Here is a 25,140-nt window from a genome sequence, read left to right as displayed (position 1 = left end):
GCATGTCTTTGACACCGCTTGATTCCATGCGCGCCCCCGCCATCATTTTTGCTGGTCAAGCCTCGGAATGGGAAAAGCAGCTGCATAACGCCGCTGCCAGCCACCACGCCGTCGGCCGCCTGGACAATTACCTGACCCAGGCCCGCAGCCTGGTCAGCCCTTACGCCCGCACCATTGCTTCCACTGTCCCTGGAGCCATGGAGCGCCTGGAAGCGCTCGTGCACGCAGGTTCCCAAGACACCGGCGCCAGCACCTCCAAAACGGCCGCGAACACCGCCAATGACGTTTTCCCAGCCGTCAGCATCCCGGGCATCGTACTCAGCCAGCTGGCCGCCATTGATCAACTGCGCGACCTAGGCCTCACTCTCGACGCCGACTCCCCTGCCTTCGGGCATTCCCAGGGCAGCCTCGGCATCGCCGCCATCAAACACCCAGTCCACGCTCTTGCCCTGGCCATCCTGATGGGCACAGCAGCAAGCGTCGCCCACGGCTCCACTGATTCCCGCTCGCACATGCTGCTCATCCGCGACCTGCCGCGCGAATTCGTCGACACGTGCCTCAGCAACACCGGCTCGGCCGCCATCTCGGTGGTCAACGGCACCCGCGCTTTCGTTGTCTCGGGCACCCCGGACGAGCTCGCAGCGGTCGAAAACAACGTCACAGAACGCGCCAGCGCCTACAACGACGCCCTGGAGGCCCGCGAATTCGGCGGCTCAGAACTTACTCCGAACTTCACCTACCTACCGGTCGCGCTGCCTTTCCACCACGACAGCCTCACCGAAGCCGCAGACCTCACCATCGAGTGGGCTAAGGCCTGCCAACTGGACCTCGGCGACACCGATATCGCCACCGTCGTCCGCGAGATCCTGGTCCACCCATTCGACTGGACCGCGCAGACCGCCCAGATGGTCGACCAACACATCAGCCACACATTGGTTCTTGACGACGGCCTGGCCAAACTCACCACCCCGCTGGTTGCGGGCACCGGCCTGAGTGTGGTCCCGGCCTGGACGCCGTCGCAACGCGATAACCTCGCTACCCCCGGCGCGCAATTGCCTACTGCGCGCGACTGGTCCGAGTTCGCCCCGCGCCTGGTCACATTGCCGGATGGCAAGACGTACACGCAAACGAAGTTCTCTGCGCTGACCGGTTTGTCCCCGATCATGCTCGGCGGCATGACGCCAACCACCGTCGACCCAACCATCGTGGCCGCTGCTGCCAATGCCGGTTTCTGGACGGAGATGGCCGGCGGCGGAATGTATTCCGAAGAGCTGTTCACTGAGCTGAAGAATTCGCTGATCCGCCAGCTGCAGCCTGGACGCACCGTCGCCTTTAACACCATGTTCTTCGATCGCTTCATGTGGAACTTGCAGTTTGGCCAGACGCGCATCGTCCCGAAGGCCCGCGCGAACGGCGCACCGATTACTGGTGTCACCATTTCGGCTGGTGTACCGGAAGCCGACGAAGCCACCGAACTGCTCGCGCAGCTGCGCGCCGACGGTTTCCCATATATTTCCTTCAAACCGGGCACCACCAAGCAGATCCGCGACATCCTGGCCATTGCAGACGCCAACCCGGAGCACCAGTTGATTCTGCAGATCGAGGACGGCCACGCCGGCGGCCACCACTCTTGGCTGGATCTGGATGAGATGCTTATCGACACCTACGCCGCTGCCCGCGAGCGCGATAACGTCACCATCACCGTCGGCGGTGGCATTTACTCGGCGGAACGTGCTGCGGAATACCTGACTGGTACGTGGTCTCAGAAGTATTCTCTGCCGCGCATGCCGGTCGATGGCGTATTCGTCGGCACGGTCGCCATGGCCACCAAAGAAGCCACCACTTCCCCGCAGGTCAAACAGCTGCTCGTTGACACCCCGGGTATCAGCCCGGATACCAATGGCGGTTGGGTCGGCCGCGGTCGCGCCAACGGTGGTGTGGCTTCCGGGCAGTCGCACTTGCTGGCGGATCTCCACGAAATCGATAACTCCTTCGCCGCTGCCGCCCGGCTGATCACCTCGCTGGATCCGGCTGAGTATCAGGATCACCGCGACGAGATCATCGCCGCGCTGGCCAAGACCTCCAAGCCGTATTTCGGTGACGTCGAGACCATGACCTACCAGCAGTGGCTGGAGCGCTTCGTTAACCTGGCCTTCCCGTTCATGGACCCAACCTGGCAGGATCGCTGGTTTGATCTGTTGCACCGCATCGAGGCGCGTCTGCACCCGTCCGATCATGGCGAGATCGACACCCTCTTCCCGGACCTGGATTCCGTCGCCGACGCCCCAGCCAACCTGCGCACGCTGCTCGACGCTTTCCCGCAGGCTGCCACCACCACCGTCGCGGCCCGCGATGCTGCCTGGTTTGTCTCGCTGAACCACAAGCACAACAAGCCAATGCCGTGGACCACCGCCATCGATGGGGATCTGAAGAAGTGGTTCTCCAAGGACACCCTGTGGCAGGCGCAGGAGGATCGTTACGACGCCGACGCCGTGCGCATCATCCCGGGGCCGGTCTCGGTTGCGGGCATTACCAAGGTCGACGAGCCCGTCGCCGAGTTGCTGGCCCGGTTCGAAACCGGCACCACCGAGGCCTTGCAGCAGGCTGGCGTCGAGCCAACCGAGCAGTACTCACGCCTGGGTAATGCGAAAACCGCAGAGGAATTCTTGCGCCAGGCCCCAAGCCTGGAGTGGCATGGGCACACCATCGCTAACCCTGCCGTGGAGCTGCCGGCCGAGGCCTTCGACATCGTCAACGACGGCACCGAGGCCGCCCCGCAGTATTCCATCCGCATCAACACCGACTCCTACTGGGATGATCTGCCAGAATTCCAGCGTCCGTTTTATGTGAAGTCTGTGTCCATCCCCGTCGATCTTTCCGACGCCGTCGCCACGGGTGCTAGCCCAGTCGTCGACCATGATCGCCTGCCAGGTGCCGTCTTTGACCTGTTGGCTGGTTTGGCCGGTGTGGGTTCGATCTCCGAATCCGGCGATGAGATCACTGCTTTGCCTGCCATCGTGGAAGGCTCGATCGGCGAGCAGTACCCATTCGGTTATGCCGAAGATTCCTTTACTCTGCCTACCACCCTGCTGCAGGCGCACACCGCAGTTACTGGCGCTGGTTTGGGCGACAAACTCACCACCGCCCCGGGCACCCCGGATGTGCTGGTGGGCCCTGCGTGGCCAGCGATTTATACCGCACTGGGCTCTGGCCGCATCGGCGAAGAGCACGGTGAGCCAGCTGGCACGGACTACCCTGTTATCGAGGGCTTGCTGAATGCCGTGCACCTGAACCACGTCATTGACCTGCGGGTTCCGCTCCACGAACTTGCTCGTGGCAGCAAAGGTGAGAGCAATGCGCGCCGGATCGACGTGAAATCGTGGTGCTCGGCGATCGACGAATCCAACGCGGGGCGCATCGTCACCGTGGAACTGGAATTGCGCGATCACGAATCCGGCGAGTTGGTGGCTACCCAGATGCAGCGGTTCGCCATCCGCGGCCGCGCCACCGGTGCCAGCGTTCCGGCGCCTGCCCCAGAGTGGGGCGGTGCCGCACTAGCCCGCGAAGTCGAGTCCACCCCGCGCTCATTCGTGAACCGCGCTACCGTCACCGCGCCGCAGGATATGACCCCGTTCGCGCTGGTCTCGGGCGACTACAACCCGATCCACACCTCAACCAACGCCGCTCGCCTGGTTAATCTTGACGACGCCCTGGTCCACGGCATGTGGCTCTCCGCCACCGCCCAGCACCTGGCTAATACTCACGGCACGGTCACCAGCTGGACGTATTCCATGTTCGGGATGGTCCAACTCGGTGACAAGGTGGAAATCACCGCCGAGCGTGTAGGCCGCGCTGGCATCCACACGGCATTGGAAGTCACCTGCCGCATCGACGGCGAGGTCGTCTCCGTCGGCCAGGCGCTGTTGGCACAACCGGCGACCGCCTACGTGTACCCAGGCCAGGGTGTGCAGGCAGAGGGTATGGGCCGCGGCGATCGCAATGCCTCGCCAGCTGCGCGTGAGGCCTGGCGCCGTGCGGATCACCACACCCGCACCCAGCATGGTTTCTCCATACGCCAGATCATCGACGACAACCCGACGGAGCTTAAGGTGCGCGGCACCACGTTCCGCCACCCGCAGGGCGTTTTGCACCTGACGCAGTTCACGCAGGTCGCACTCGCCGTCGTCGCCTATGGCCAAACTGAGCGTTTGCGCGAAAACAATGCGCTGGCTACTGGCGCCATGTATGCCGGGCACTCGCTGGGTGAATACACCGCCTTGGCTTCGCTGGCGAATATCTTCGATTTGGAAGCTGTCATCGACATCGTCTACTCGCGTGGTTCCGCGATGGGCACGTTGGTCGAGCGCGACGAGCACGGCAATTCCAATTACGGCATGGGTGCGCTGCGCCCGAACATGATCGGTGTCAGTGCCGATGAGGTGCAGGATTATGTGGCGCAGGTGGCGCAGGAAACCGGCGAGTTCTTGGAGATCGTCAACTACAACATCTCCGGCCAGCAGTATTCCATTGCTGGCACCAAGGCTGGCCTGGCGGAATTGGCCAAGCGCGCCACAGCCATTGCCCCACGTGCCTTCGTGACTGTCCCGGGCATCGATGTGCCATTCCACTCCCGCGTGCTGCGCGACGGCGTACCGGCCTTTGCCGAGAAGCTCGACGAGTTGCTGCCGGAGACATTGGATCTCGATGCCCTGGTCGGACGCTACGTACCGAACCTGGTGGCGCGCCCGTTTGCGCTCACCCAGGATTTCGTGGACGCCACCGCGGCTCTGGCCCCGTCTGGCCGCCTGGACGGTATCGACGCCGCCACGATGGAGCCGCAGAAGCTCGCCCGCCTGTTGCTGATCGAGTTGTTGTCCTGGCAGTTTGCTTCGCCGGTGCGCTGGATCGAAACCCAGGAATTGCTGTTTGGTCGCGTCGACCAGATCATCGAGGTTGGCTTGGCTTCGTCGCCGACGTTGACCAACCTGGCGCAGCGTTCCATGGCCGTGGCTGGGGTGAGTTTGCCGGTGTACAACGTCGAGCGGGACCAAGATATAGTCATGCTTGCCGACGTCACCGAGGCGCCAACCGAGCTGGATGACGATGATGACTCCAGCAGCGCGGCTGCAGATCAAGCCAGCCAGTCGCCGGAGGTCGGTGCCGATGCGGCACGTCCGACGGAAAACCCAGCACCGATGTCGGAGGCGGGTTCTGACAGTGCAGTCACCACAAACGCCGCAGCCGATACAGCCGAGTCAGCCGCTGCAGCCCCAGCAAGCGTGTCGACAAGCACCAGCGCGAACCAAAACACCAATGCCAGCGCTGGCGGCGGAGCCCCGGCCGGCGAGCTCAGCTTCACCGCCGCCGAAGCCATCATGACGCTGTTCGCGTTTTCCAATAAGATCCGTCTGGATCAGATCAACGATTCCGATACGGTCGAAGAGCTGACCAACGGTGTGTCCTCGCGCCGTAACCAGCTGCTCATGGATATGTCCACTGAGCTGGGGGTTCCGGCCATCGACGGTGCTGCCGATGCCGATGTCGCCACCCTGCGCGGCCGCGTCGCCACCGCCGCCCCGGGCTACAGCCCGTTTGGTTCGGTGCTCAGCGAGGCCATCGGTTCCCGCCTGCGCCAGCTCACCGGTGCTGCTGGTGCAAAGCCAGCCGCCGTCGGCGAACGCGTGACCAGCACCTGGGCCCTGCCACAATCCTGGATCGCCCACGTCGAAGCCGAAATCCTGCTGGGTTCGCGCGAAGAAGATTCTGTGCGCGGTGGTTCGCTATCGACGATCCCCACCTCGGCGAGCTCGAAGGCGGAGGTCAACGAACTGGTCGACGCCGCCGTGCAGCAGGTGGCCGCCCGCCATGGTGTGGCTGTTTCGCAAGCAACCGGTGGCGCCAGCGCCGGTGGTGGTTCCGTCGTGGATTCCGCGGCGCTCAATGAATTCGCCGAACAGGTCACCGGCGAAAACGGCGTGTTGGCTACGGCTGCGCGGACCGTGCTGGCGCAGTTGGGCTTGTCTGAGCCTGCGCCGGAAACCCCGGAAACCGACAACACGTTGTTCGAAACCGTGGAGGCGGAGCTGGGCGCGGGCTGGGTGAAAACCGTCACGCCAGTCTTTGATGCTCGTAAGGCCGTGCTTTTCGACGACCGCTGGGCCAGCGCCCGCGAAGATCTCGCCCGCTACGCGCTGGGGCAAGCAGATATTGCTCTGGAGCGATTCCGCGGCACCGGCACGACCGTCGCCAAGCAGGCACGCTGGTGGGCGGCCAATGGCGGGCAGGGCGAGCTGGAAGAGATCGCCACGCTGGCAGAATCCGAGCTGCAAGGCGCCTACTCCGAGGATATTGCCTTGGTTACTGGTGCTGCTCCGGGCTCGATTGCCACTGCTTTGATCGCGCGCCTGTTGGAAGGTGGTGCGACCGTCGTGATGACTGCTTCGCGCGTGAGCCAAGCGCGTAAGGAATTTGCCCGCAAGCTGTATGCCGATCACGCCGTCCCGGGTGCTGCGTTGTGGCTGGTACCGGCGAACTTGTCGTCGTACCGCGATGTCGATGCGGTCATCAACTGGATCGGCACCGAGCAGGTGGAATCCGTTGGCAACGAGGTGAAGCTGCTCAAGCCAGCTTTGATCCCAACTCTGGCCTTCCCATTCGCCGCCCCACCGGTGACGGGATCGCTGGCCGACGCCGGCCCGCAGGCGGAAAACCAGACGCGTTTGCTGTTGTGGTCCGTCGAGCGCACTATCGCGGGGTTGGCCGGTTTGGCGCAAGCTGGCGTCGACAAGCGCTGCCATGTGGTGCTTCCGGGTTCGCCAAACCGTGGTGTATTCGGTGGCGACGGCGCTTATGGCGAGGTCAAGGCCGCGCTGGATGCGATTATGAACAAGTGGAAGGTTGAGGCTGGCTGGTCCGACGGTGTCACCCTGGCGCAGGTTCTGATCGGCTGGGTAGCCGGTACGCACCTGATGGCCGGCAACGACGGACTGGTTCCGGCGGTGGAAGCTGCGGGTATCCGTGTGTGGAACCCCGAGGAGATTTCCCACGAGTTGATGGGCCTGGCTTCCGCGGAATCTCGCGCGCAGGCCGCCCAGAAGCCGCTGCACCTGGATCTGACCGGCGGTTTGGGTGACACATTGAACATGGCCGAGTTGACTGCGCAGGCGGCGGCGAATGCAGAAGCGGCCGCAGCGGCCGCGGCAGAAGCAGCAGCCAATGCCCCAGCTACCCCGGCGACCATTACTGCCCTGCCGAATATTGCAGTGCCAGCCCAGCCGGAGCGCGTGGACACCGGGGAGATCACCACGGACCTGGATGACATGATCGTCATCGCGGGCGTCGGTGAGGTCTCGTCCTGGGGTTCGGGCCGCACCCGTTTCGAGGCGGAATACGGTATCCAGCGCGATGGCTCGGTAGAGCTGACCGCCGCCGGTGTTCTGGAATTGGCCTGGATGACGGGCCTGGTCAACTGGGCCGAAGACCCAACCCCGGGCTGGTACGACGCCAACGGTGCAGAAGTCGCCGAAGAGGACATCTATGCCCGCTTCCGCGATGAGGTCGTCGCCCGCGCTGGCGTGCGCACCTTGTCGGATAAGTATCACCTGCAGGATCAGGGCTCGATCGACTTGGCGACGGTCTTCTTGGACCGCGATATCACCTTCGCTGTGCCAACCGAAGCCCAGGCCCGCGATATCGAAGCTGCTGACCCAGCCTTCACCCGCGTGGCCGAGACCGACGGCGAGTGGCAGGTCACCCGCCTGCAGGGCGCTACCGCGAAGGTACCGCGCAAGGCGACGCTGACGCGCACGGTGGCGGGCCAGATGCCGGATAACTTCGACCCGACGCGCTGGGGCATCCCGGATCACATGGTCGACGCGCTGGACCGCATGGCTGTGTGGAACCTGGTCACCGCCGTCGACGCGTTCATCGGCGCCGGTTTCAGCCCAGCGGAACTGCTGCAATCGATCCACCCGGGCGATATTGCTTCCACTCAGGGCACCGGTATCGGCGGCATGGAATCGCTGCACAAGGTCTTTGTGTCCCGCTTCTTGGATGAAGAGCGCCCGTCGGACATCCTGCAGGAAGCTCTGCCGAACGTGATTGCTGCGCACACCATGCAGTCGCTGGTGGGCGGCTACGGTTCCATGATCCACCCGATCGGTGCGTGTGCGACCTCGGCGGTCTCTATCGAGGAAGGCTGCGACAAGATCAAGCTGGGCAAAGCCGATGTGGTGGTTGCCGGTGGTATCGACGACGTGCAGGTGGAATCGCTGGCCGGCTTCGGTGATATGAATGCCACCGCGGAGACGAAGAAGATGACCGACCAGGGCATCGACGAGCGTTTCATTTCCCGGGCCAACGACCGTCGTCGCGGTGGCTTCCTGGAGGCCGAAGGTGGCGGAACCGTGCTGCTGGTACGTGGTTCGCTGGCGCGGGAGCTGGGCTTGCCGGTGTATGCGGTGGTTGCGCATGCGGCATCGTATGCCGATGGTGCTCATACCTCGATTCCGGCTCCGGGCTTGGGTGCCTTGGGCGCTGGACGGGGCCGCGAGAACTCGCGCCTGGCGAAGTCCCTGCGTGGGCTGGGCTTGCACCCGAATGATGTGACCGTGGTGTCCAAGCACGATACGTCCACCAACGCCAACGACCCGAACGAGTCCGAGCTGCATTCCATGCTGTGGCCAGCCGTCGGCCGTGATGCCGATGCGCCGCTGTTTGTGATTTCGCAGAAGTCCCTGACCGGCCACTCCAAGGCTGGGGCCGCGCTGTTCCAGACCGGCGGGCTGATCGATGTCTTCCGCACCGGCCGGGTGCCGCACAACGCGGCGCTGGATTGCGTGGATCCGCTGATCGAGCCGAAGGCGAAGAACCTGGTGTGGCTGCGCGAAGGCGTATCGCTTGCCGACGCCGGGCGCCCGGTGAAAGCGGCCGTCTTGACCTCGCTCGGTTTCGGTCACGTCGGTGCCGTGGTGGTCTATGGTCACCCGGGTGTCTTCGAAGCTGCGGTGGCTGCGCAGTTCGGCGAGGATGCTGCCGGTGCCTGGCGCGAGCGGGCGAATGCTCGTCTGGCTGCTGGCGCCGCGCACCGCGAGGCTGGCATGATTGGCCGCCGCGCGTTGTTCAGTGTGATTGAGGGCCGTCGCTTGCCGGAGCGGGGTGCGAAGGAAGCTGAGATCGCCCTGTTGCTGGACGAGGATGCTCGCCTGGGTGCTGACGGCACTTACCCGCTGCCGGGTTCGGCTGGTGAATCTGGCAGGAGGGATTAGGTTTTAGGGTTCTCGGCCTAAAAATCAGCGCCGGCAACCGACACCGGCATGTTTATTAACTGACAAGGGTTCGTCCTGATTTTCCGCGCTGCGGGCCATTAGGGCGGACCCTTCAGTTTTATTTGCACCACTAGTGAGTTTCTTTCACTTCTATAACTTCCGCAACTTGTTATAGTCAGTTCACCAACCACTCCCCTATTTTCCGGAAGGCACCAGGCATGAAGAAACTCGCCGTAATTTTCGGCTCGTGCACCATCATTGCGAGCTTGTTTTCGTCTCCGATCGAAGCACACGCTAATCCTGCGGGTTCCAGCAATTCGGCGCGCTCTGGTGCCGTAGTGAATCTTGCTTCTTCCGCACCTGCTCTTCCCGGTAGTTCGATTGGGCCACGCTGGGATCAGTTCCAGTTGGGATCACAGATCCTAGAGTTTTTCCATAACTCCACCGACGAGGCCTACCGTGCGTTTTTCGCTTCCTTGCCTAAGGAAGTCCAGCAGCTTTCTTCCACACCGCAACCACGCAGCAAACCGATCCCACCAAACTTGCAGCCTGGTTATCAACCACCAGCTCCTGTTACTCCAGCCGGTGATTGCTCGAATTGCGTAGCTTTAACTTTCGACGACGGCCCGCAGCCGCCGACCAACCGAATTCTGGATACGCTCGACGCGAAACAGGCGAAAGCAACGTTTTTCGTGCAGACCCCGATGGTGCATGCCTTGCCGGATACGGCGCGTCGCATCGTCAATTCAGGCCACACCATCGGCAATCATGGAACGACGCACGTGAACTTCGCCCTAAGCAGCCCAACTCGTGTGCATACTGAGATTTCTCAAAACACCAAGGCCGTGCAGGCGGTCACGGGTGCGACACCACGCTGGCTACGTCCGCCGTACGGGGCTCACAATGACAACGTCGTGCAGGCAGCCCGCGCACACGGTATGGGTGTTGCACTGTGGGATGTCATCGTTTTCGACTGGCGCGATCGCGACGCCAACACAGTCTGCGAACGCACGGTCAACCAAGCCGACGGCGGTGAAGTCGTACTGCTGCACGATATCCACAACACCACCGCAGACGCGACCACGTGCATCATCGACGGGCTGCGCGCCAAAGGCCTAGAACCAGTGACTTTGGATCGCCTGCACGGCTCGCCGGAACCTGGCAGGGTCTACGGTACCCGCTAGGTTTTGCCGTCTTTCATCTCCAGCGCCAAGTTCGCCGCGCCCGCGTGCATAGACAATGCACCTCCGATGAAGTGCACGCCGAAGGTATTACGTTCCAATGGCAAAGGGTCCCGTGGGATGGCAGCTTCCTCGATATCTGCAAGATTGCAGGTTTTTACAGGGACCCACAAAACTTTGATTTTTAGAGTCTGCTGCTCCTGGTCCAACTGAGTATCGATGTGAAACAACACGACGATTGCCGTCACGATGACCAAGGGAAACGCCACCCAACTCATCATGAGCAAAAACCAGATGGTGATAGCTACTGTCACTGCGGTCCAAACCCAGCGAGCAGCATTGTATCCAAAAACTTGTGAATGTAGACGAGATTGTTGATTCGCCATAGGGGATTACACCTCCGGGGTTAAAGCATCACATAAACCTAGAGTACCCAGATACTCGCGAAAGCTTTTGGGATTCTACATTTCTCGGCGACCCCATTTATGATGTCTCCAAAGCTCGTCGGCAAGCACGCCACGCCGCCGCGACATCGTCCCCACGACTAATCCTTCTGGAGCCACCCATGCCATCCTCGTTATCCCGGCGCGCCGCTGCTCTTGCTCTGACCGCGGCATTCAGTCTTCCTGCAGCCACAGCTGTCTCATCCACCGTCGCCACCCCGCAGGCCCACGCACAACTGGGTTCCAGCGATACCAGCTCGCGCATCGCCTTCGACGGCTCATCGGAACCAATGGCTGAGTGGTCCAAAGACCCCGCCGTCCAAGGCCACGTTCTAGACGTCATCCAGTTCTTCCAGAATGACACTCCCTGGCACCAACTACCAATGTGGAACCTGTGGGGCGAGCAGACCCCGTACACCATCGACAAAGAACAGGATTTCGCACAACCACGCCTGATCAACCGCGAACCGGACGAGCGTTTCGACGTCGAGCGCCTCTATGTGGAATCACCGGCGATGCGCCGCGTCGTCCAGGTGCAGGTGCAATACCCCAAGGATCGCGAGACGGCAGCACCGATGCTGTATCTTCTCGACGGCGTGTCAGCCCCGCGCCAGTCCGGCTGGCTGCGCAAGGGCGATGTGCAGGGCACCATGGCAAACGAGCACGTCACCACGATCATGCCCGTCGAAGCCGGTGGCACCAATTACACCGATTGGAACGACACCGACCCATACTTGGGCCGGGCAAAGTGGGAAACTTTCCTGACGCAGGAACTGCCAGGCGTGCTGGAACAACAGGCGGGCATCGCTTTTAACGGCGAGCGTTATATCGGCGGCCTGTCCATGGGTGGTTCCGCGGCGATCCGCTTGGCCAACCTGCACCCGGAGCTGTATTCCGGCACCTTCTCGGTTTCTGGGTGCTATTCGTCGACCAGCACCGCTGGCCGTGCCTATTTCAACTTGGCCTCGCGCGTCATGGGCGGAAACCCGGACCTGATGTGGGGCCCGGGTACAACCCCGGAGCGCCTGCGTAACGACGTCGTCGCCGACCCCAAGGGCATTGCCAGCATGCCGCTGTATATCTATTCCGCCAATGGCCACGCCGCTGAGCGCGACATCGAGCTGGCCCGCCCCGAAGGCATCCCGACATTCTTCGGCAACATCACACTGGAAAAACTCACCAACCAGTGCTCCACCGAACTGGAGCAGTCAATGCAAGAAAAGGGCATGATGCACGACCGCATTGAGTTCGATTTCGCACCAACCGGCATCCATGACTGGCCGTATTACAAGCAACAGCTGCCCGTGGCCTGGGCCAGCGTAACCCAGGGCAAATACACCTACCCGACCCCGAGCGAGTAGTAACAACCCCGTCTCTAGAGGCGTGATCTGCAGTTATACTCGGCGAGCATGAAACTTTCACGCACTTTTACCGCCCTGGCCGCCACGTCCGTGCTCACGCTGGCCGCGTGTTCCAACGCGCAGGAGACCGCAGACGAGGTGGCCGGTAGCGCTACCTCGCAGGCCTCAAGCGCAGTGGAATCCACTACCGACGCCGCAGGCAGCGCGGCTGACGAGGCGAAAGACTCTGCACAGAACTCCGCGTCGAACGCCGACCAGAAGCACCCGAACATCCTGGAAGCGGAGCTTTCCGGTTCCAATGGCGAATACCGCATCTCCGTGACGGTGTCCTCGCCCTATGACTCCCCGGAACGCTACGCCGACGGCTGGCGCGTACTCGACGAAAAAGGCAACGTATTAGCCGAACACGAACTCGGCCACGACCATGCCAACGAGCAACCATTTACCCGCTCCCGCGGCCCCTTCGAGATCCCGGACAATGTCCAGGAAGTGACCATTGAAGGCCACGACCAAGAACACGGTTACGGAGGCGCAACCGTCACCATCGAGGTCCCGCGCTAGATCTCCAGCCCGATCCACAACGGTTCGGGCTCTAGTTGCACCCCAAATTTCTTCTCCACCCCGGCGCGCACATCCCGGGCCAGCGTGACGACGTCCGCAGCCCGCGCCGCGCCACGGTTGGTTAGGGCCAGGGTGTGCTTCGTCGACAAGCGCGCCGGTGCGTCGTCGCCCGGGTAGCCTTTGGCAAAACCGGCGCGGTCAATCAGCCAGGCCGCGGACAGTTTCACCAGGGTTTCGGTATCGGCGGTATTTTCGGCGTCCGCCCCCGCATCACTAGTGGCTACAGCTTTGGCGGCCACTGGGAAGCGCGGCATGCCCGCGGCCGCATCAGCGCCGAACTCGGCGGCAACCACCTGGGTGATCTCGTCGGCAAGCGTCTCCGGCACCACGGGGTTAGTGAAAAACGAACCCGCCGACCACGTATCGTGATCATCCGGATCATGCACCATGCCCTTGGAACGGCGCAGGCCCAGCACCTCCTCGCGCACCGCCGCCGGCTCGCGGCGCTGTCCCGGCTCACCCGCCAGCTGGCCAAAACGCAACGGAGCTGACAAACCATCAGTGCGCAGCTGGAACTCCACGGCCAGCACCACCCCACGTGCGGTGAACTTCAAATTGGAATAGCGATACGCCAAATCCAACGCACTGGCAGGCACCCATTCGACCGCACCAGTCGAGCGATCCAGTAACTGCACGCGGGTGAGCACATCCGCGATCTCCGCACCATAAGCGCCAACGTTTTGCACCGGGGTGGCACCGGCAGAACCCGGAATGCCCGACAAACACTCCAGCCCACCAAGCCCGGCATCGATGCTGGCAGCAACGACCTCATCCCAGATAGCACCCGCACCCGCGCGCAACACACCGGTGCTGGCGTCGATCTCCAGGTGGTCATCGCCCATAATCACCGCGACCACATCCAGCGGCTCGTCGGTCACCAGCAAATTGGAACCGCCGCCCACAATTAGCAACTCCACCCCAGCGGCATCCAGGGCGCGCACCACCGCCGCGGCGGCCTCACCAGTCGTGACGCGCACGGCAGCCCGCGGGGCACCACCCAGATGAAACGTCGTCAACTGAGAAAATTCCACGCCATCGACGCGTTCGATCACGCCGGCGTCGGCAAGCGTGCGCAACTCCGGGGTATCCAAGGCCGTATTTGCTTGAGTCATAAAATCATTCATCACTATCACAGGGTAGTCTGTAGGGCATGTCTACCCGTAGCGAAAACACAGTGACCATCAATCACTCCGCCGAAAAAGTACACCAGGCGTTGACCAACGAGAAGTACTGGGCTTATATCGCCGAAAACCTTTCGCCAGAACCGGGCGAGCTCAACGAGTTTTCCAATAACGAGGCCACCCTGTTCGAGCTGCTGCCTGTCACCATCCTGCCAGAGGCCGTCCGCGCGATGGTGTCGCAGTCGCTGAAGGTTAAGCGCACCGTCAAAGTTGGTGAGCTCAGCGGCGAAAACGCAGAACTTTCCTACAATGCCGACGTCAAAGGCACCCCGGTCGACTTCAAAGGCACCGTCAACCTGGCTGGCCAAGGCGAAACCACCACCTTGAGCTACACCAACGACGTCTCCGTCAACATCCCGATGATGGGCGCAGCCATCGAACCAAAGGTCGGCGAAGCACTAGAAGAGCTCTTCGACAACGAGGGCCAGTTGACCGAAAAGTGGATTAACGAAAACCTGTAGGCCTGGCACACTCACGCTAGACTGTGCCTATGCCATCTAGCTCTCAAGTGCCTGCTAACTCTCAAGCTCAATCATCCGCCGCAACCGCCTGGAAAGTCATCGTCGCCGTCTTGGTGGCGCTATTGGTTGTGGTGTTGTTGGCGGAATTTGGCGCGCGTTATTTCATTGGCCAACAGCTGCGCTCGAGTTTCCGCGAGGACATCGAAGCGCAGGGCATCGAAATGACCGAAGACCCCGAGGTTTCCTTCGGCTCCAGCCCGGTATTGTTTGGATTGATCGGCGGGAAGCTCAGCGAAGTCAACATCGATACCCCGTCCACACTGCAGCAGGATCCCGAGGGCAACTACAAGGGCATGCCCGCCTCGCACGTGCACATGGAATCCATGGCCCTGAAATCCGGGGAGGCGGAGTTTTTACGCACCTGCTCGGAGCTTCCCGATGACTACCTCACCCGCTCCATCCAGGAAGGCTTGCGCGAGCAGCTCGGCGGGGTCGGCTTTTTGGGTGACATCGTGGTCTCCGACATCACCACGGATCACGAAGCCGAGACCATCACCGTGCAATTCTTATCTGGGGCTGCAAACCTAACGCTGCGCCCGCTTGTCGACGCCAACGGCAACGTCGCTTTCGACGCCTCCGAGGCGAAAGTACTGGGCTTTTCGCTTCCGGAAGGCGCGGCCGATGGCATCGCGAATTCCTTGAACCAAAACCTGCGCGAGGCCACAGGTGGGCAGTTGGATATCACGGCGATTGAATTCAACGATCACGGCTTAGTCATCACACTCGAGGGCCACAACGTGAACCCTTCACACATGAGCAAGGAGCTCAACGCAGAACCGGGCTCGGGTGAAGCGGGTGCTGATTCTGGCGCTGGTTCAGGTACTGGTGCTGGATCAGAAGCTGGCGGCACTTCCGGCAGCAACTCCGACGCGCCAGTCCGCAACACTTAGGAGCTGACAGCTCGTATCTCTTCCGGGTCCACCGGTACCACCGCCAAGATCGGCTTGGCGGTTTCTGCTTTTTCTAGAGTCTTTTTGTTTGCCACCAAATCCGCCGATTCAGCCACTAACCATTCCGCCAACGACGATTCCGACAGCGACGCTGCCGACAGCGATGCAGAGTGCCGGGAACCATTCTGTTCTGTGGTTGCTGCCTTGCCTGCCCCCGCGTCGAGGACTATGGGGATCCGGTCGGGCAAGTGTTTCGCGGCTTCCAGCAGTCCCGTGGCTAACGGCAATTTCGTGGCCGCTGGTGTTTCCGTGGCTGCAGGAGCAGAAGAATGTTCCGGGGGCACGACCACCAACTGGTCCACCTTTGCGAATTCACAGGTAGAGACTAATTCGTCGCGCCGCTGGGCACTAGCACGCGCACCGGAATGCGACTCGGCCCCGCTGGGTTGTAATCCGGCATAATCCGGAACCACGATTCCTAAGTCTGCTGGATACGGTACTGCCTCCCGCAAACTAATCATGTCACTGAGTGCGGCGTTGGCATCAGTGGTACTGGTATCAACGCACGCCCATACTCGGTGCGCGCCTTGGGAAATCGCGAGCCTCGCCTCCGATGCTTTCACCAAGATATGATGCCGACCAGTCGGAAACCCCACCGCCGCGATGATGGTCAGCACCGCGGATTCATCGATGTCCCCTGCTCCATCGCTGTCTCCCACCCCGTCGTTGGCAACCACACCAGAGTTAACCTCTGGGCCAGTGTGGTTTTCTCGGATATATTTTTCCAGTGCTTTCGCTGCCGTCGCCACGTGATTCGGGCTGACCACAATCGCGCCGATACCAGCGGCGATCGCGGCAGGCACGCCAGCGCGCACGTCGTGAAGACAAAAATGCGCGGGACGAAAGTCCCACGCCAGAAACCGGTGCAGCCAGTTATCTTCCATCAACTAATCCCAGCGATACTCGCCGTTAATGAGCGCCCTCAGCGATGGCCGGACATCGAACCAGTAAATACCGATAATCACCATGCCGACCCACGGCAAAATCGGGATGGGCATCGGCACAATAAACGCCGAACCAGCCAGCATCGCGACCCAAACCATTTTCGACTGCCGGGAATCCGCATCGAAGGCGTCGTCACGCGTCATGGCCGCAGAAATCGCCCCCACCAGGCCAGCGATGGCCACCAATGAATACAGGCCCTGCTGCAGCCAAAACACGCCGTCAAACAGGTTTTGCTGCCACGGCTCCAGCATTGGGCCACTCGGCGGCAACTGTGCCAAGTGTTGGGTCTGCTCGGCGGCGAGGCTGGCTTGCGATAATACGTCAACAATCATGGGTTCTGGGTTTTCCTCGGGAATGATTTGTCGGATGAGCTCTGGCCGTTCACTTTCTGCCCATCAACGTCAATAACTTCGCCCTCAATGATACGTGGCCGCCCGTCGTTCGTCGTACCCGTGTGCTCACCGGTTGTACCTTTAGTGTCTTTGCGTGCGGCCTCACTGTTGCGGGTCTTGCCGACGGCATCGCTCAGACTAGAACTAAACTCGCGGCCCAGGTGCTTGCCTCGTTTCCAGAGCTTCGCCCCTGTGTCCTTTGCATCTTCGAAACTTTCGATGCCGCGGAAGTCACGCGCGGTTTGCCTGGCGGCATTCTTGACGGTCTCCGCGGTGCCCCGGGCCCGGTAGTTCTCGGCGGCGTTTTCGGAAAATTCGCTGGCCACGGAACGGACCCGCGAACCTGTTTCTTTCAGTGATTCGACAATCTCACTCGTCGAAAATCGTTGACGCTTATCGGTCATCGCTATGCTCCCTTTGTCTTCTGTCAGTGCTTCGTCAGGGTACGTACTTCGTCAGTTCTTTGTCAGGGTCAGTGCTTTACCGGGGTCAGTGCTTCGAGCAATTTAGGCGCCAAAAAGTAGTTGATTGACAGTGTAGATAACCAGGCCCGCAAGCGCACCAACCACCGTGCCATTCAAACGGATAAACTGCAGGTCTTTGCCCACCATGAGCTCGATTTTTTCGCTGGCCTCATCGGCGTCCCAGCGTGCGATGGTCTCAGAAATAATGCCGGTGACCTCCGAAGAATAATTATTCGCCAAAAACTCCACCGCAGAGTTGATGCGCCGATCCAATGACGTACGCAACTCGTCATCAGATTGGATATTTTCGCCCCAGCGAACACACAATTCGACGATTTTCTGTCGCAAAGTGGAATCTGGGTCTTCAGCGGCAGCGATCAAGCCCGACGAGCCTTTCTCCCACAACAATCCAGGCAGGGCTTGTACTGCACGGGAACCCCGCACATCGGCCTTCCAATCTTCGACGCGGCTAATCATCGTGCCATCAAACTGAAGGTCATACGCCAACTGCCGCAGACCTTTCCGGATGGATTTGCGCGCGGGATGCTGTGGGTCAGCTTCTACCTCGCGGATAAACGACGCCATTTCGCGGAAGACTTTTTCGCCCACCAACTGACGAGCAAAACGCGGTGCCCACGTCGGCATGCGATCATTGATGAGGGTGACGATGGAGTCTTCCGACTCGTCGATCTTGTTTTTCGCCCAGGTCACGACTTCATCGACCGCTGGTTCTAGCTTTCCTTCGTCGATCAGCGAATCGAGCGTGCGGCCCAACGGCGGGCCCCAGATTGGTTCGGCTGCTTTATCGATCAGGTGCGTTTGGATCAGTTGCTCCGCTTCCTGCGCATCGATCGCACGAATAATATTGGTGGTGAGTTTCCCGGCCTCGCGGGAGACCTTTTCTGCATTCTCCCCCTCACTCAGCCACTTCCCCAGCCATTCCGGCAGCTTGGCCTCGCGCACCTTGGAGGTAATCAACTCTGCATTCAGGAAGTTATCGCCAACGAACTGCGACAGCGAATCGCCCAACTGGTCTTTTTTCCTGCGAATCAGGGCCGTGTGCGGGATCGGAAGCCCCATGGGGTGCCGGAATAACGCCGTGACCGCGAACCAGTCCGCAAGACCACCGACCATGCCGGCTTCTGCTGCGGCGCGAACGTAGCCCACCCACGCCGGGATGGCGCCAGGTTGGCTTTGCCACCAGGAACAGGCCAAGAATATGGCAGCCGCTAGTACCAACAAGCCGGTAACGAAGATTTTGTGCTTGCGTAATTCCGCTGCACGTTGTTCGTCTGTGGGTCCAGAGTTCAACCCTGGCATGGTGTTAGCGCCCGGGCGACTAGTACTAGCACCCTGCCGGATAGTGCTAGCACCCTGCCGGGTAGGACTAACGCCTGGGCGGGCGCGGTGTTGTGGGGCATTCATGTGCTCAATGAACTCCAGATCTGCAGAGACTAGGGTGGCGGCTTCCGAGTAAAGCTACGAAAAGCCCCGCCCCGCCTAGACGCGGTGAGCATCTAAGCAGGTGCGGGGCCAGGCTGGCAGGAAAGGCGGCGCTAGGAGGTGCGGCCGGTTTCCTTCACGTATTTCCGGTAGTAGCGGCGGCCGAAATGAATCGAACCGAAACCGCCGACCAGAGTAACGACGACGCCGATGGCACCAATGATAGTCAGAATAGTGGAGTAATTAGCAGCAGTGCCGTCATCCCAAATACCAGTGCTGATTCCCCAAATGAGGGTACCGGCGAATGGGAAGAAGCCGAGAAGAAGACCCATGCCAATCCACGTCGAGTTACGCAACAGCGACGAGTGCGGCGCAGCCAGCGACACTGGGTTGTAGCCCTCGATGTAGCTGTGGTGCAGTTCCTGCGAATAGCTTGGGTAGGTCTCCGCAGCGAAGTCCGCTACCTGTTCATTGGTGCTCATGGGGTGCCAAAGCCTTTCTTCTGTATCACTAGTGACAACTCTAGTCTAGATGTGCTGCCAGCAAAAGTGGTGCCGACGCAGTGCATATAACCCCGATTAGCGGTGGGGATCGTACACCGCGCCGACCCGAATCGTATTAGTCGTCCTTCGAGCGGAATGCAGCGCGGGCACGCTCACGGGTGACTGCCGAGACGGCGGTCAGTGGGATGCCTGCTGGGCAGACATCTGCGCACTCGCCGTACAGGGAGCAGCCACCGAAATTCTGCTCAAGCTCGTCGACCATGTTGCGGGCACGCTTGCCGCGTTCCTTGGCACCGAGTGGCGACATTGACAAGTGCACCAGCTTGGCACCGGTGAACAGGTGGGCAGCGCCATTTGGGCAGGCCGCCACACAAGCACCACAGCCAATGCAGGCTGCGTGGTCCAGTGCGATTTCGTTATCTTGCGAGTTCTGCAACAGGGTATCGGCGTCCGGTGCAGTACCGGCGTCCATGGAGACGTAACCACCCTGGTGCATAATGTCGTCCAGTGCGGAACGGTCAACGACCATGTCTTTGATGACGGGGAATGCGGCGGAACGCAGTGGCTCCAGACGCAGGGTATCACCGTCGTTGAACTGGAACAGACGCTGCTGGCAGGCCGGGGTGTTCTGGCCTGGGCCGTGTGGGCGTCCGTTGATCAGCAAACCACAGGTACCGCAGATGCCCTCACGGCAGTCGGAGGCAAATGCGAATGGTTCTTTGTTTTCTTCGATGCGTCCGGTGTTGACGTGGTCCAACAGCTCCAGGATGGACATCTGCTCGACGGCGTCGTCGACCTGAACGGTCTCGAAGCTGCCTTCTTGCGTAGGTCCGGCCTGACGCCAGACTTCAAGTGTCAATTTCATTACTTGTAGTTCCTTGTCATCAGCGGAATCGAGTCGAAGTACAGAGGATCGGCGTGGCGGATGAACTTCTCTGGGCCGTTTGGCTGCCATGCAGAAACGAAGCACCAGTTTTCGTCGTCACGTTCTGCCTCGCCGTCTTCGGAAAGGTGATCGTCACGGTAGTGCGCACCGGCGGACTCATCGCGGTCCAGCGCGTCGATGCACATCAGCTCACCGAGGTCGAGGTAGTCGGCGACGCGCTGTGCGTATTCCAGGTCCTGGTTCATGTCGTGCAGCTGGCCGGTCACACGAACGTTGGCCCAGAAGTCACGACGGATTTCGCGGATTTTCTCGATGGAGGTCTTGAGGTCTTCGACGTTACGGGACACGCCGCAACCCCAGTAGAGGATCTCACCGAGCTGGCGGTGGTAGTGCTCAGCACCGTGCGGGTCGTCGCCTTCGATGCTCATCAAGCGGTTCAAGCGATCCTTAACCTCTTCGACGACTTCCTGCGCTTCTGCGGAATCCTCGGAGAGTTTTTCTTCGCCCAGGTGCTCGGCCAAGTAGTTCGGGATGGTGAACGGCAGGGTGAACCAACCGTCAACCGATGCCGACAGCAGCGAGTTAGCGCCCAGACGGTTTGCACCGTGGTACGTCCACGAAGCCTCACCGGCAGCAAACAAGCCGTCGATGGACGTCATCTCGTTGAAGTCTGTCCATAGACCACCCATGGTGAAGTGACAGGTCGGTGCAATACGCATCGGAGTCTCGTAAGGGTCTTCACCAATGGACTCTTCATACATCTGGAACAGGTTGGAGTAGCGCGAACGCACGGTATCTTTACCCAAACGCTCGATGGCGTCCCGGAAGTCCAGGTAGCAGGAGTTCTGCATCGGGCCGACGCCCAAACCGGCGTTGATCTGTTGTGACAGTGCGCGGGAGGCAACGTCACGAGGGACCAAGTTACCGAATGCCGGGTAGCGGCGCTCCAAGAAGTAGTCGCGCTCGTCCTCTGGAATGGAGTTCGGGTCGCGGTCATCGCCCTCTTTCTTCGGCGACCAGATGCGGCCGTCGTTACGCAGCGATTCCGACATCAGCGTCGTCTTCGACTGCCAGGTGGAGTTGACCGGCAGACCAGTTGGGTGGAACTGGATATACGCAGGCGATGCCAGGTAAGCGCCCCGTTCGTAGGCACGCATCATGGCGCCTGCGTTCGAGTTCTTCGCCAACGTCGACATGTGGTAGACGTTGCCGTAACCGCCAGTCGCGATGACAGTCGCGTGGCCGGTGAAAGCCTTGATCTCACCGTCGATCAGGTTCCGGGTCACGATGCCGTCGCAGTGCTTCACACCATCGATGTCGCGGACAATGATGTCCTGCATGTCGTGATGCGCGAACATCTCTACGTTGCCCAGGCCGATCTGGCGGTACAGCGCCGAGGTGGTCGACAGCTGCAGCTGCTGACCGGTTTGACCACGGGTGTAGTAGGTACGGGAGACCTGCACACCACCGAAAGAACGGGTTGCCAGGGTTCCGCCGTATTCACGGGCGAATGGAGCACCGATGGCGTTCATGTGGTCGATAACGCGGCCGGATTCCAGCGCCAAGCGCCAGCAGTCAGACTCACGACAGCGGTAGTCGCCCCCCTTAACTGTGTCTTTGACGTGGCGGTAAGCGGAGTCGTTGTCGACTTTCTTACCACGCGCGGAGTTGACACCACCCTGTGCAGCAATGGAGTGCGCACGACGAGGCGAGTCATGGTAGGAAAAGACCTTCACGTCATAGCCGAGCTCGCCAAGTGCCGCAGCGGCTGCGCCACCGGACAGGCCGGTACCGACGATCAAGACGGTGAATTTACGGCGGTTCAGCGGGGAGACCAAGTTCATGTGGTCTTTGTGGTAATTCCACATATCCCGCATAGGGACGCCCTTTGGTTCCGCGTTGTCCAGGATCTCGCCTGGGGTGACCCCATCGACGATAGAGTCTGGCTGGCGGAACTCTTTACGAGTCGAAGTATCAGTGTTGCTCATAATCTAACTTTCTGATCAGGCTAGAAATATCGGGGCACTGCAAGCGTTACAGCGCTTTACGACGCTCTAGCTCACCCAACCAAACAGGACGGACACAGGCATGACGATGTTGCCGATGACAACCACAGCCGGAATGATGTAGGCCAGCACAACGAAAGTCTGGCGCCACTTACGGCCGGTGATACCCAAGTCCGAGACAGCCAAGCGAATACCGTGGGACATGTGCAGGAACAGCAGGCACATAGCGACCACGTAGAAAATGGTGACTGGCCAACGGCTGAAGGTAGCAACCATGTTGGCGTGTACTTCACCGTGCACGAACTGCTCGGTGGCAGCCGGGGCGATGCCCAAGGTCAGGTCCAGCAAGTGGAAGCACACGAACAGCAGGATGAACAGGCCGGTGACAAGCATGGTGCGAGTAGCGAAGGAGTCTACGCCGCCCATCAAGTTGGTGCGGTTGAATTTACCGCGGGACTGCTTGGCACGGGTGATCAGGACAAAAGCGCCCCACACGTGCAGGATCAACGCTGCCAGCAAGACAATACGGAAGCCCCACAGGAAAGCCTGTTCCGGCAGCAGTGGCGAACCAATGCTACGGAGGAACTCACCGTATTCATCAAGGGCTGGTACCCCATCGTGTGCTGGGGCGTACAGCTTCAAGTTTCCGGCCATGTGTCCCAGCGTGAAGAGCACGAAGAGCAGGCCAGTAATCGCCATAATCAGTTTGATGGCCCACGTTGGGACTGACGGCGATTCGCGAATTTTTTCGTTCGAGATTTTTCCGTGGGCGATTGCCTCACGATCAGGATTCTTTATTGTCATGGCACCTCCATTGTCGCTATAACCATACGGCGATAAGGGGTGTTGATGCGAACCAAAATGGTGCACTGGGTGGGATTTTGGCACCGACTGGGCATCATCTCGCAGGCGCTTTATGTGAGGCTAGGCTTAAACCGCAAATCCAATATCGCCGCTGCCACGACCCTTAGGGCAACATAATTCAAGATACGTCACTAAAACCGTTTTTATGTGAGGTTAGACACAGGTAATTATCAGCTAGCCAGCATTCACCCATACTGTGTCAAACTTTTGATCAGTATCGCAGGTTTCCCACCCATCACATACAAAACGGCCGCCCCACCGTCGACAAGAACGGTAGAGCGGCCAAAGCAAGGATCTAATGCGAGATCCTTCGCCACAGAAAAATTTCAGCCAAGCTTAAAGGTTAATCATGTGGCCGTCAGCAACGCCGTGAGCGACTTCTTTCATTCCTTCAGACAGCGTTGGGTGGGTGTGCACGTTGCGCGCGATTTCGCCTGCGGTCAGGTCAAAGCGCTGCGCGAGGGTCAACTGTGGCAGCAACTCAGAAACGTTGGAACCAACCAGGTGGGCACCGAGCAACTCGCCGAATTCACCATCAGCAATGAGCTTGGTGAAACCAGCGGACTCATTCAGCCCGAGAGCCTTACCGTTAGCCGAGAACGGGAAGGTGGCAACCTTGATGTCGCGGTCAGGCCATTTCTCCTTGGCGGCTTCTTCCGTGTAACCAAAGGACGCAACCTGAGGGTTACAGAAAGTAGCGCGAGGCATCATCTGGTAGTCACCCAATTCTTGGGTTTCGACGCCGCCAATGGTCTCTGCTGCAACCACGCCTTGCGCCTCGGCGACGTGCGCCAACTGCAGTTTCGCGGTGACGTCACCAATGGCGTAAATGCCGTCCACGTTGGTGCGCATGCGCTCGTCGATCGCGATCGCGCCGCGCTCAGTAAGCTCTACGCCAGTGTTTTCCAGACCAAAGCCCTCAACACGTGGAGCGAAACCAACCGCAACCAAGCAGCGATCGACAGTCAGAGTGTCTTGCTTCTTGCCATCCTTGGATTCCACCTCAACGGTGACATTGTCGCCATTGTCCTTGACAGAGGTGGTCTTGTAGCTGGTCAGCAGCTTAACGCCGAGCTTCTTATACTGCTTCGCAATTTCCTTCGACACGTCTGCATCTTCATTAGGCAGCACGCGGTCCATAAATTCTACGACGGTGACGTCCACGCCGTAGTTCGCCAAAACGTAGGCGAACTCCATACCGATGGCGCCAGCGCCCACGATCACCATGGATTCTGGTGCGTTTTCGTTGAGGATCTGTTCTTCGTAGGAAACAATGTTGCCGCCCAGCTCAATGCCAGGCAGGGTCTTGACGACGGAACCGGTGGCGATAATGCAATCGTCGAAGGTCAGAGTCTTGCCTTCGTCGTCGCCTTCTTTCACCTCGATGGTCTTGGCATCCTTGAAGTGGCCCAGGCCGTTGATCTCCTGGATCTTATTCTTCTTCATCAAATAGTGGATGCCACCAACGATCTTCTTCGAGACCTTGCGCGAGCGCTTGTGGGCAGTCGGGTAATCAAAAGAAACATCACCCGAGATACCAAAGTCCTTGGCCTCGTGATTGAAGGTGTGGGCAACCTCAGCGTTTTTCAGCAGTGCTTTCGACGGAATGCAGCCAACATTGAGGCAGACGCCGCCCCAATATTGCTTTTCCACGACGGCAACTTTCTTGCCTAGCTGAGCAGCGCGAATGGCGGCAACGTATCCGCCTGGTCCGGCGCCGAGTACAACGAGATCATAATGTTCTTTAGTCACGCCTTCCAGCATACGTAATTGCTGGGAACATGTGAAAGCACCTGCGGGGAGAATCTCCCGAATGTAACTGGAGTTACCGGGACTTAAGTTACCGCAGGTGCAATATTAATTCCGGCGTCGTTCGATGGCGTTGTTCGTTAGCGTCGTTCGTTGGCGTCATTCCGACGACGGCGGATTGTGGTTTTACAGCAGGTGCAATACAGCGCTCAGCTTCGAAAAACTAGCAAAAAATTCGTGGATAGCTGGGCCGAAGAAATTGTTGGACAGAGCGATCAGGTTATCTAGCTGCATAGTCAGTACTCTTTCATGTCTGGTTCAGAAATAGGAATTTTCTGCGTCCTGGTCCTGCGCATCTTTACAG

The 25,140-nt window shown here is 60.1% G+C and carries 17 protein-coding genes; 6 read left to right on the top strand and 11 right to left on the bottom strand.

The annotated features are described in order from the left end of the window. The first annotated feature begins 2 nt into the window (after positions 1-2). The gene (locus B142_RS0108660; protein WP_018121152.1) at positions 3-9,266 is read left to right on the top strand and encodes a type I polyketide synthase; all 9,264 of its coding nucleotides are present in this window, start codon (positions 3-5) and stop codon (positions 9,264-9,266) included. A 218-nt stretch (positions 9,267-9,484) separates the two neighbouring features. After that, positions 9,485-10,450 (top strand): polysaccharide deacetylase family protein, encoded by a 966-nt coding sequence (locus tag B142_RS0108655; RefSeq protein WP_018121151.1) that lies wholly within the window; start codon positions 9,485-9,487, stop codon positions 10,448-10,450. Here B142_RS0108655 and B142_RS0108650 read toward each other — a convergent pair. Beyond that, complete coding sequence (locus B142_RS0108650; RefSeq protein WP_018121150.1) at positions 10,447-10,833, bottom strand: hypothetical protein; 387 nt, start codon at positions 10,831-10,833, stop codon at positions 10,447-10,449. The genes B142_RS0108655 and B142_RS0108650 overlap by 4 nt on opposite strands. Positions 10,834-11,012: 179 nt before the next feature. On the opposite strand from B142_RS0108650, the gene B142_RS0108645 reads away from it, so the two are divergent. Continuing rightward, positions 11,013-12,251 (top strand): alpha/beta hydrolase, encoded by a 1,239-nt coding sequence (locus B142_RS0108645; protein WP_018121149.1) that lies wholly within the window; start codon positions 11,013-11,015, stop codon positions 12,249-12,251. Positions 12,252-12,299: 48 nt separating this feature from the next. Continuing rightward, entirely contained in the window at positions 12,300-12,812 is a 513-nt protein-coding gene (locus B142_RS0108640; RefSeq protein WP_018121148.1) for a hypothetical protein, read from the top strand. Here the strand turns inward: B142_RS0108640 and B142_RS0108635 are convergent. Next, positions 12,809-13,984 carry a UDP-N-acetylmuramate dehydrogenase gene (locus B142_RS0108635; RefSeq protein WP_155860973.1) on the bottom strand — a complete coding sequence of 392 codons (1,176 nt, stop codon included), beginning with the start codon at positions 13,982-13,984 and terminating at the stop codon, positions 12,809-12,811. The two genes, B142_RS0108640 and B142_RS0108635, sit on opposite strands and share 4 nt — an antisense overlap. A 38-nt stretch (positions 13,985-14,022) precedes the next feature. Here B142_RS0108635 and B142_RS0108630 point away from each other — a divergent pair, with 38 nt between their 5' ends. Together B142_RS0108630 and B142_RS12380 are read left to right on the top strand one after the other, a co-directional pair. Next, positions 14,023-14,514: a DUF2505 domain-containing protein gene (locus B142_RS0108630; protein ID WP_026167996.1), complete on the top strand. Its 492-nt coding sequence runs from the start codon at positions 14,023-14,025 to the stop codon at positions 14,512-14,514. A gap of 29 nt (positions 14,515-14,543) precedes the next feature. Next, entirely contained in the window at positions 14,544-15,464 is a 921-nt protein-coding gene (locus tag B142_RS12380; protein ID WP_018121145.1) for an LmeA family phospholipid-binding protein, read from the top strand. On the opposite strand, the gene B142_RS12985 is transcribed toward B142_RS12380, so the two are convergent. The 9 genes from B142_RS12985 to lpdA all read right to left on the bottom strand — a co-directional run bounded on the left by B142_RS12985 (position 15,461) and on the right by lpdA (position 24,791). Further along, positions 15,461-16,408, bottom strand: coding sequence for a hypothetical protein (locus tag B142_RS12985; RefSeq protein WP_018121144.1), 948 nt, complete (start codon positions 16,406-16,408; stop codon positions 15,461-15,463). The genes B142_RS12380 and B142_RS12985 overlap by 4 nt on opposite strands. Before the next feature lie 3 nt (positions 16,409-16,411). Then, on the bottom strand, positions 16,412-16,801 hold the full coding sequence (locus tag B142_RS0108615; protein WP_018121143.1) for a DUF2516 family protein: 390 nt from the start codon (positions 16,799-16,801) through the stop codon (positions 16,412-16,414). Further along, a complete protein-coding gene (locus tag B142_RS0108610; protein ID WP_018121142.1) occupies positions 16,798-17,265 on the bottom strand; it encodes a hypothetical protein in 468 nt (155 codons plus the stop codon). The genes B142_RS0108615 and B142_RS0108610 overlap by 4 nt, the downstream gene beginning before the upstream one ends. Positions 17,266-17,367: 102 nt before the next feature. Then, positions 17,368-18,645, bottom strand: a complete 1,278-nt coding sequence (locus tag B142_RS0108605) for a DUF445 domain-containing protein (protein ID WP_018121141.1) — start codon at positions 18,643-18,645, stop codon at positions 17,368-17,370. Positions 18,646-18,881: 236 nt separating this feature from the next. Continuing rightward, the gene (locus B142_RS0108600; RefSeq protein WP_018121140.1) at positions 18,882-19,250 is read right to left on the bottom strand and encodes a hypothetical protein; all 369 of its coding nucleotides are present in this window, start codon (positions 19,248-19,250) and stop codon (positions 18,882-18,884) included. A 136-nt stretch (positions 19,251-19,386) separates the two neighbouring features. Further along, positions 19,387-20,136 carry a succinate dehydrogenase/fumarate reductase iron-sulfur subunit gene (locus tag B142_RS0108595; RefSeq protein WP_018121139.1) on the bottom strand — a complete coding sequence of 250 codons (750 nt, stop codon included), beginning with the start codon at positions 20,134-20,136 and terminating at the stop codon, positions 19,387-19,389. Then, positions 20,136-22,145, bottom strand: coding sequence for a fumarate reductase/succinate dehydrogenase flavoprotein subunit (locus B142_RS0108590; protein ID WP_018121138.1), 2,010 nt, complete (start codon positions 22,143-22,145; stop codon positions 20,136-20,138). Before B142_RS0108590 ends, B142_RS0108595 begins: the two co-directional genes overlap by 1 nt. 66 nt (positions 22,146-22,211) lie before the next feature. Further along, complete coding sequence (locus B142_RS0108585; RefSeq protein WP_018121137.1) at positions 22,212-22,967, bottom strand: succinate dehydrogenase cytochrome b subunit; 756 nt, start codon at positions 22,965-22,967, stop codon at positions 22,212-22,214. 396 nt (positions 22,968-23,363) lie between these two features. Then, the gene (lpdA, locus tag B142_RS0108580; protein ID WP_018121136.1) at positions 23,364-24,791 is read right to left on the bottom strand and encodes a dihydrolipoyl dehydrogenase; all 1,428 of its coding nucleotides are present in this window, start codon (positions 24,789-24,791) and stop codon (positions 23,364-23,366) included. Positions 24,792-25,140 lie beyond the last annotated feature (349 nt).

The organism is Corynebacterium propinquum DSM 44285, assembly GCF_000375525.1.
Classification (GTDB): domain Bacteria; phylum Actinomycetota; class Actinomycetes; order Mycobacteriales; family Mycobacteriaceae; genus Corynebacterium; species Corynebacterium propinquum.
The sequence above is the reverse complement of the archived record's forward strand: the minus strand, read 5'-3'. Positions and strand labels throughout refer to the sequence as shown.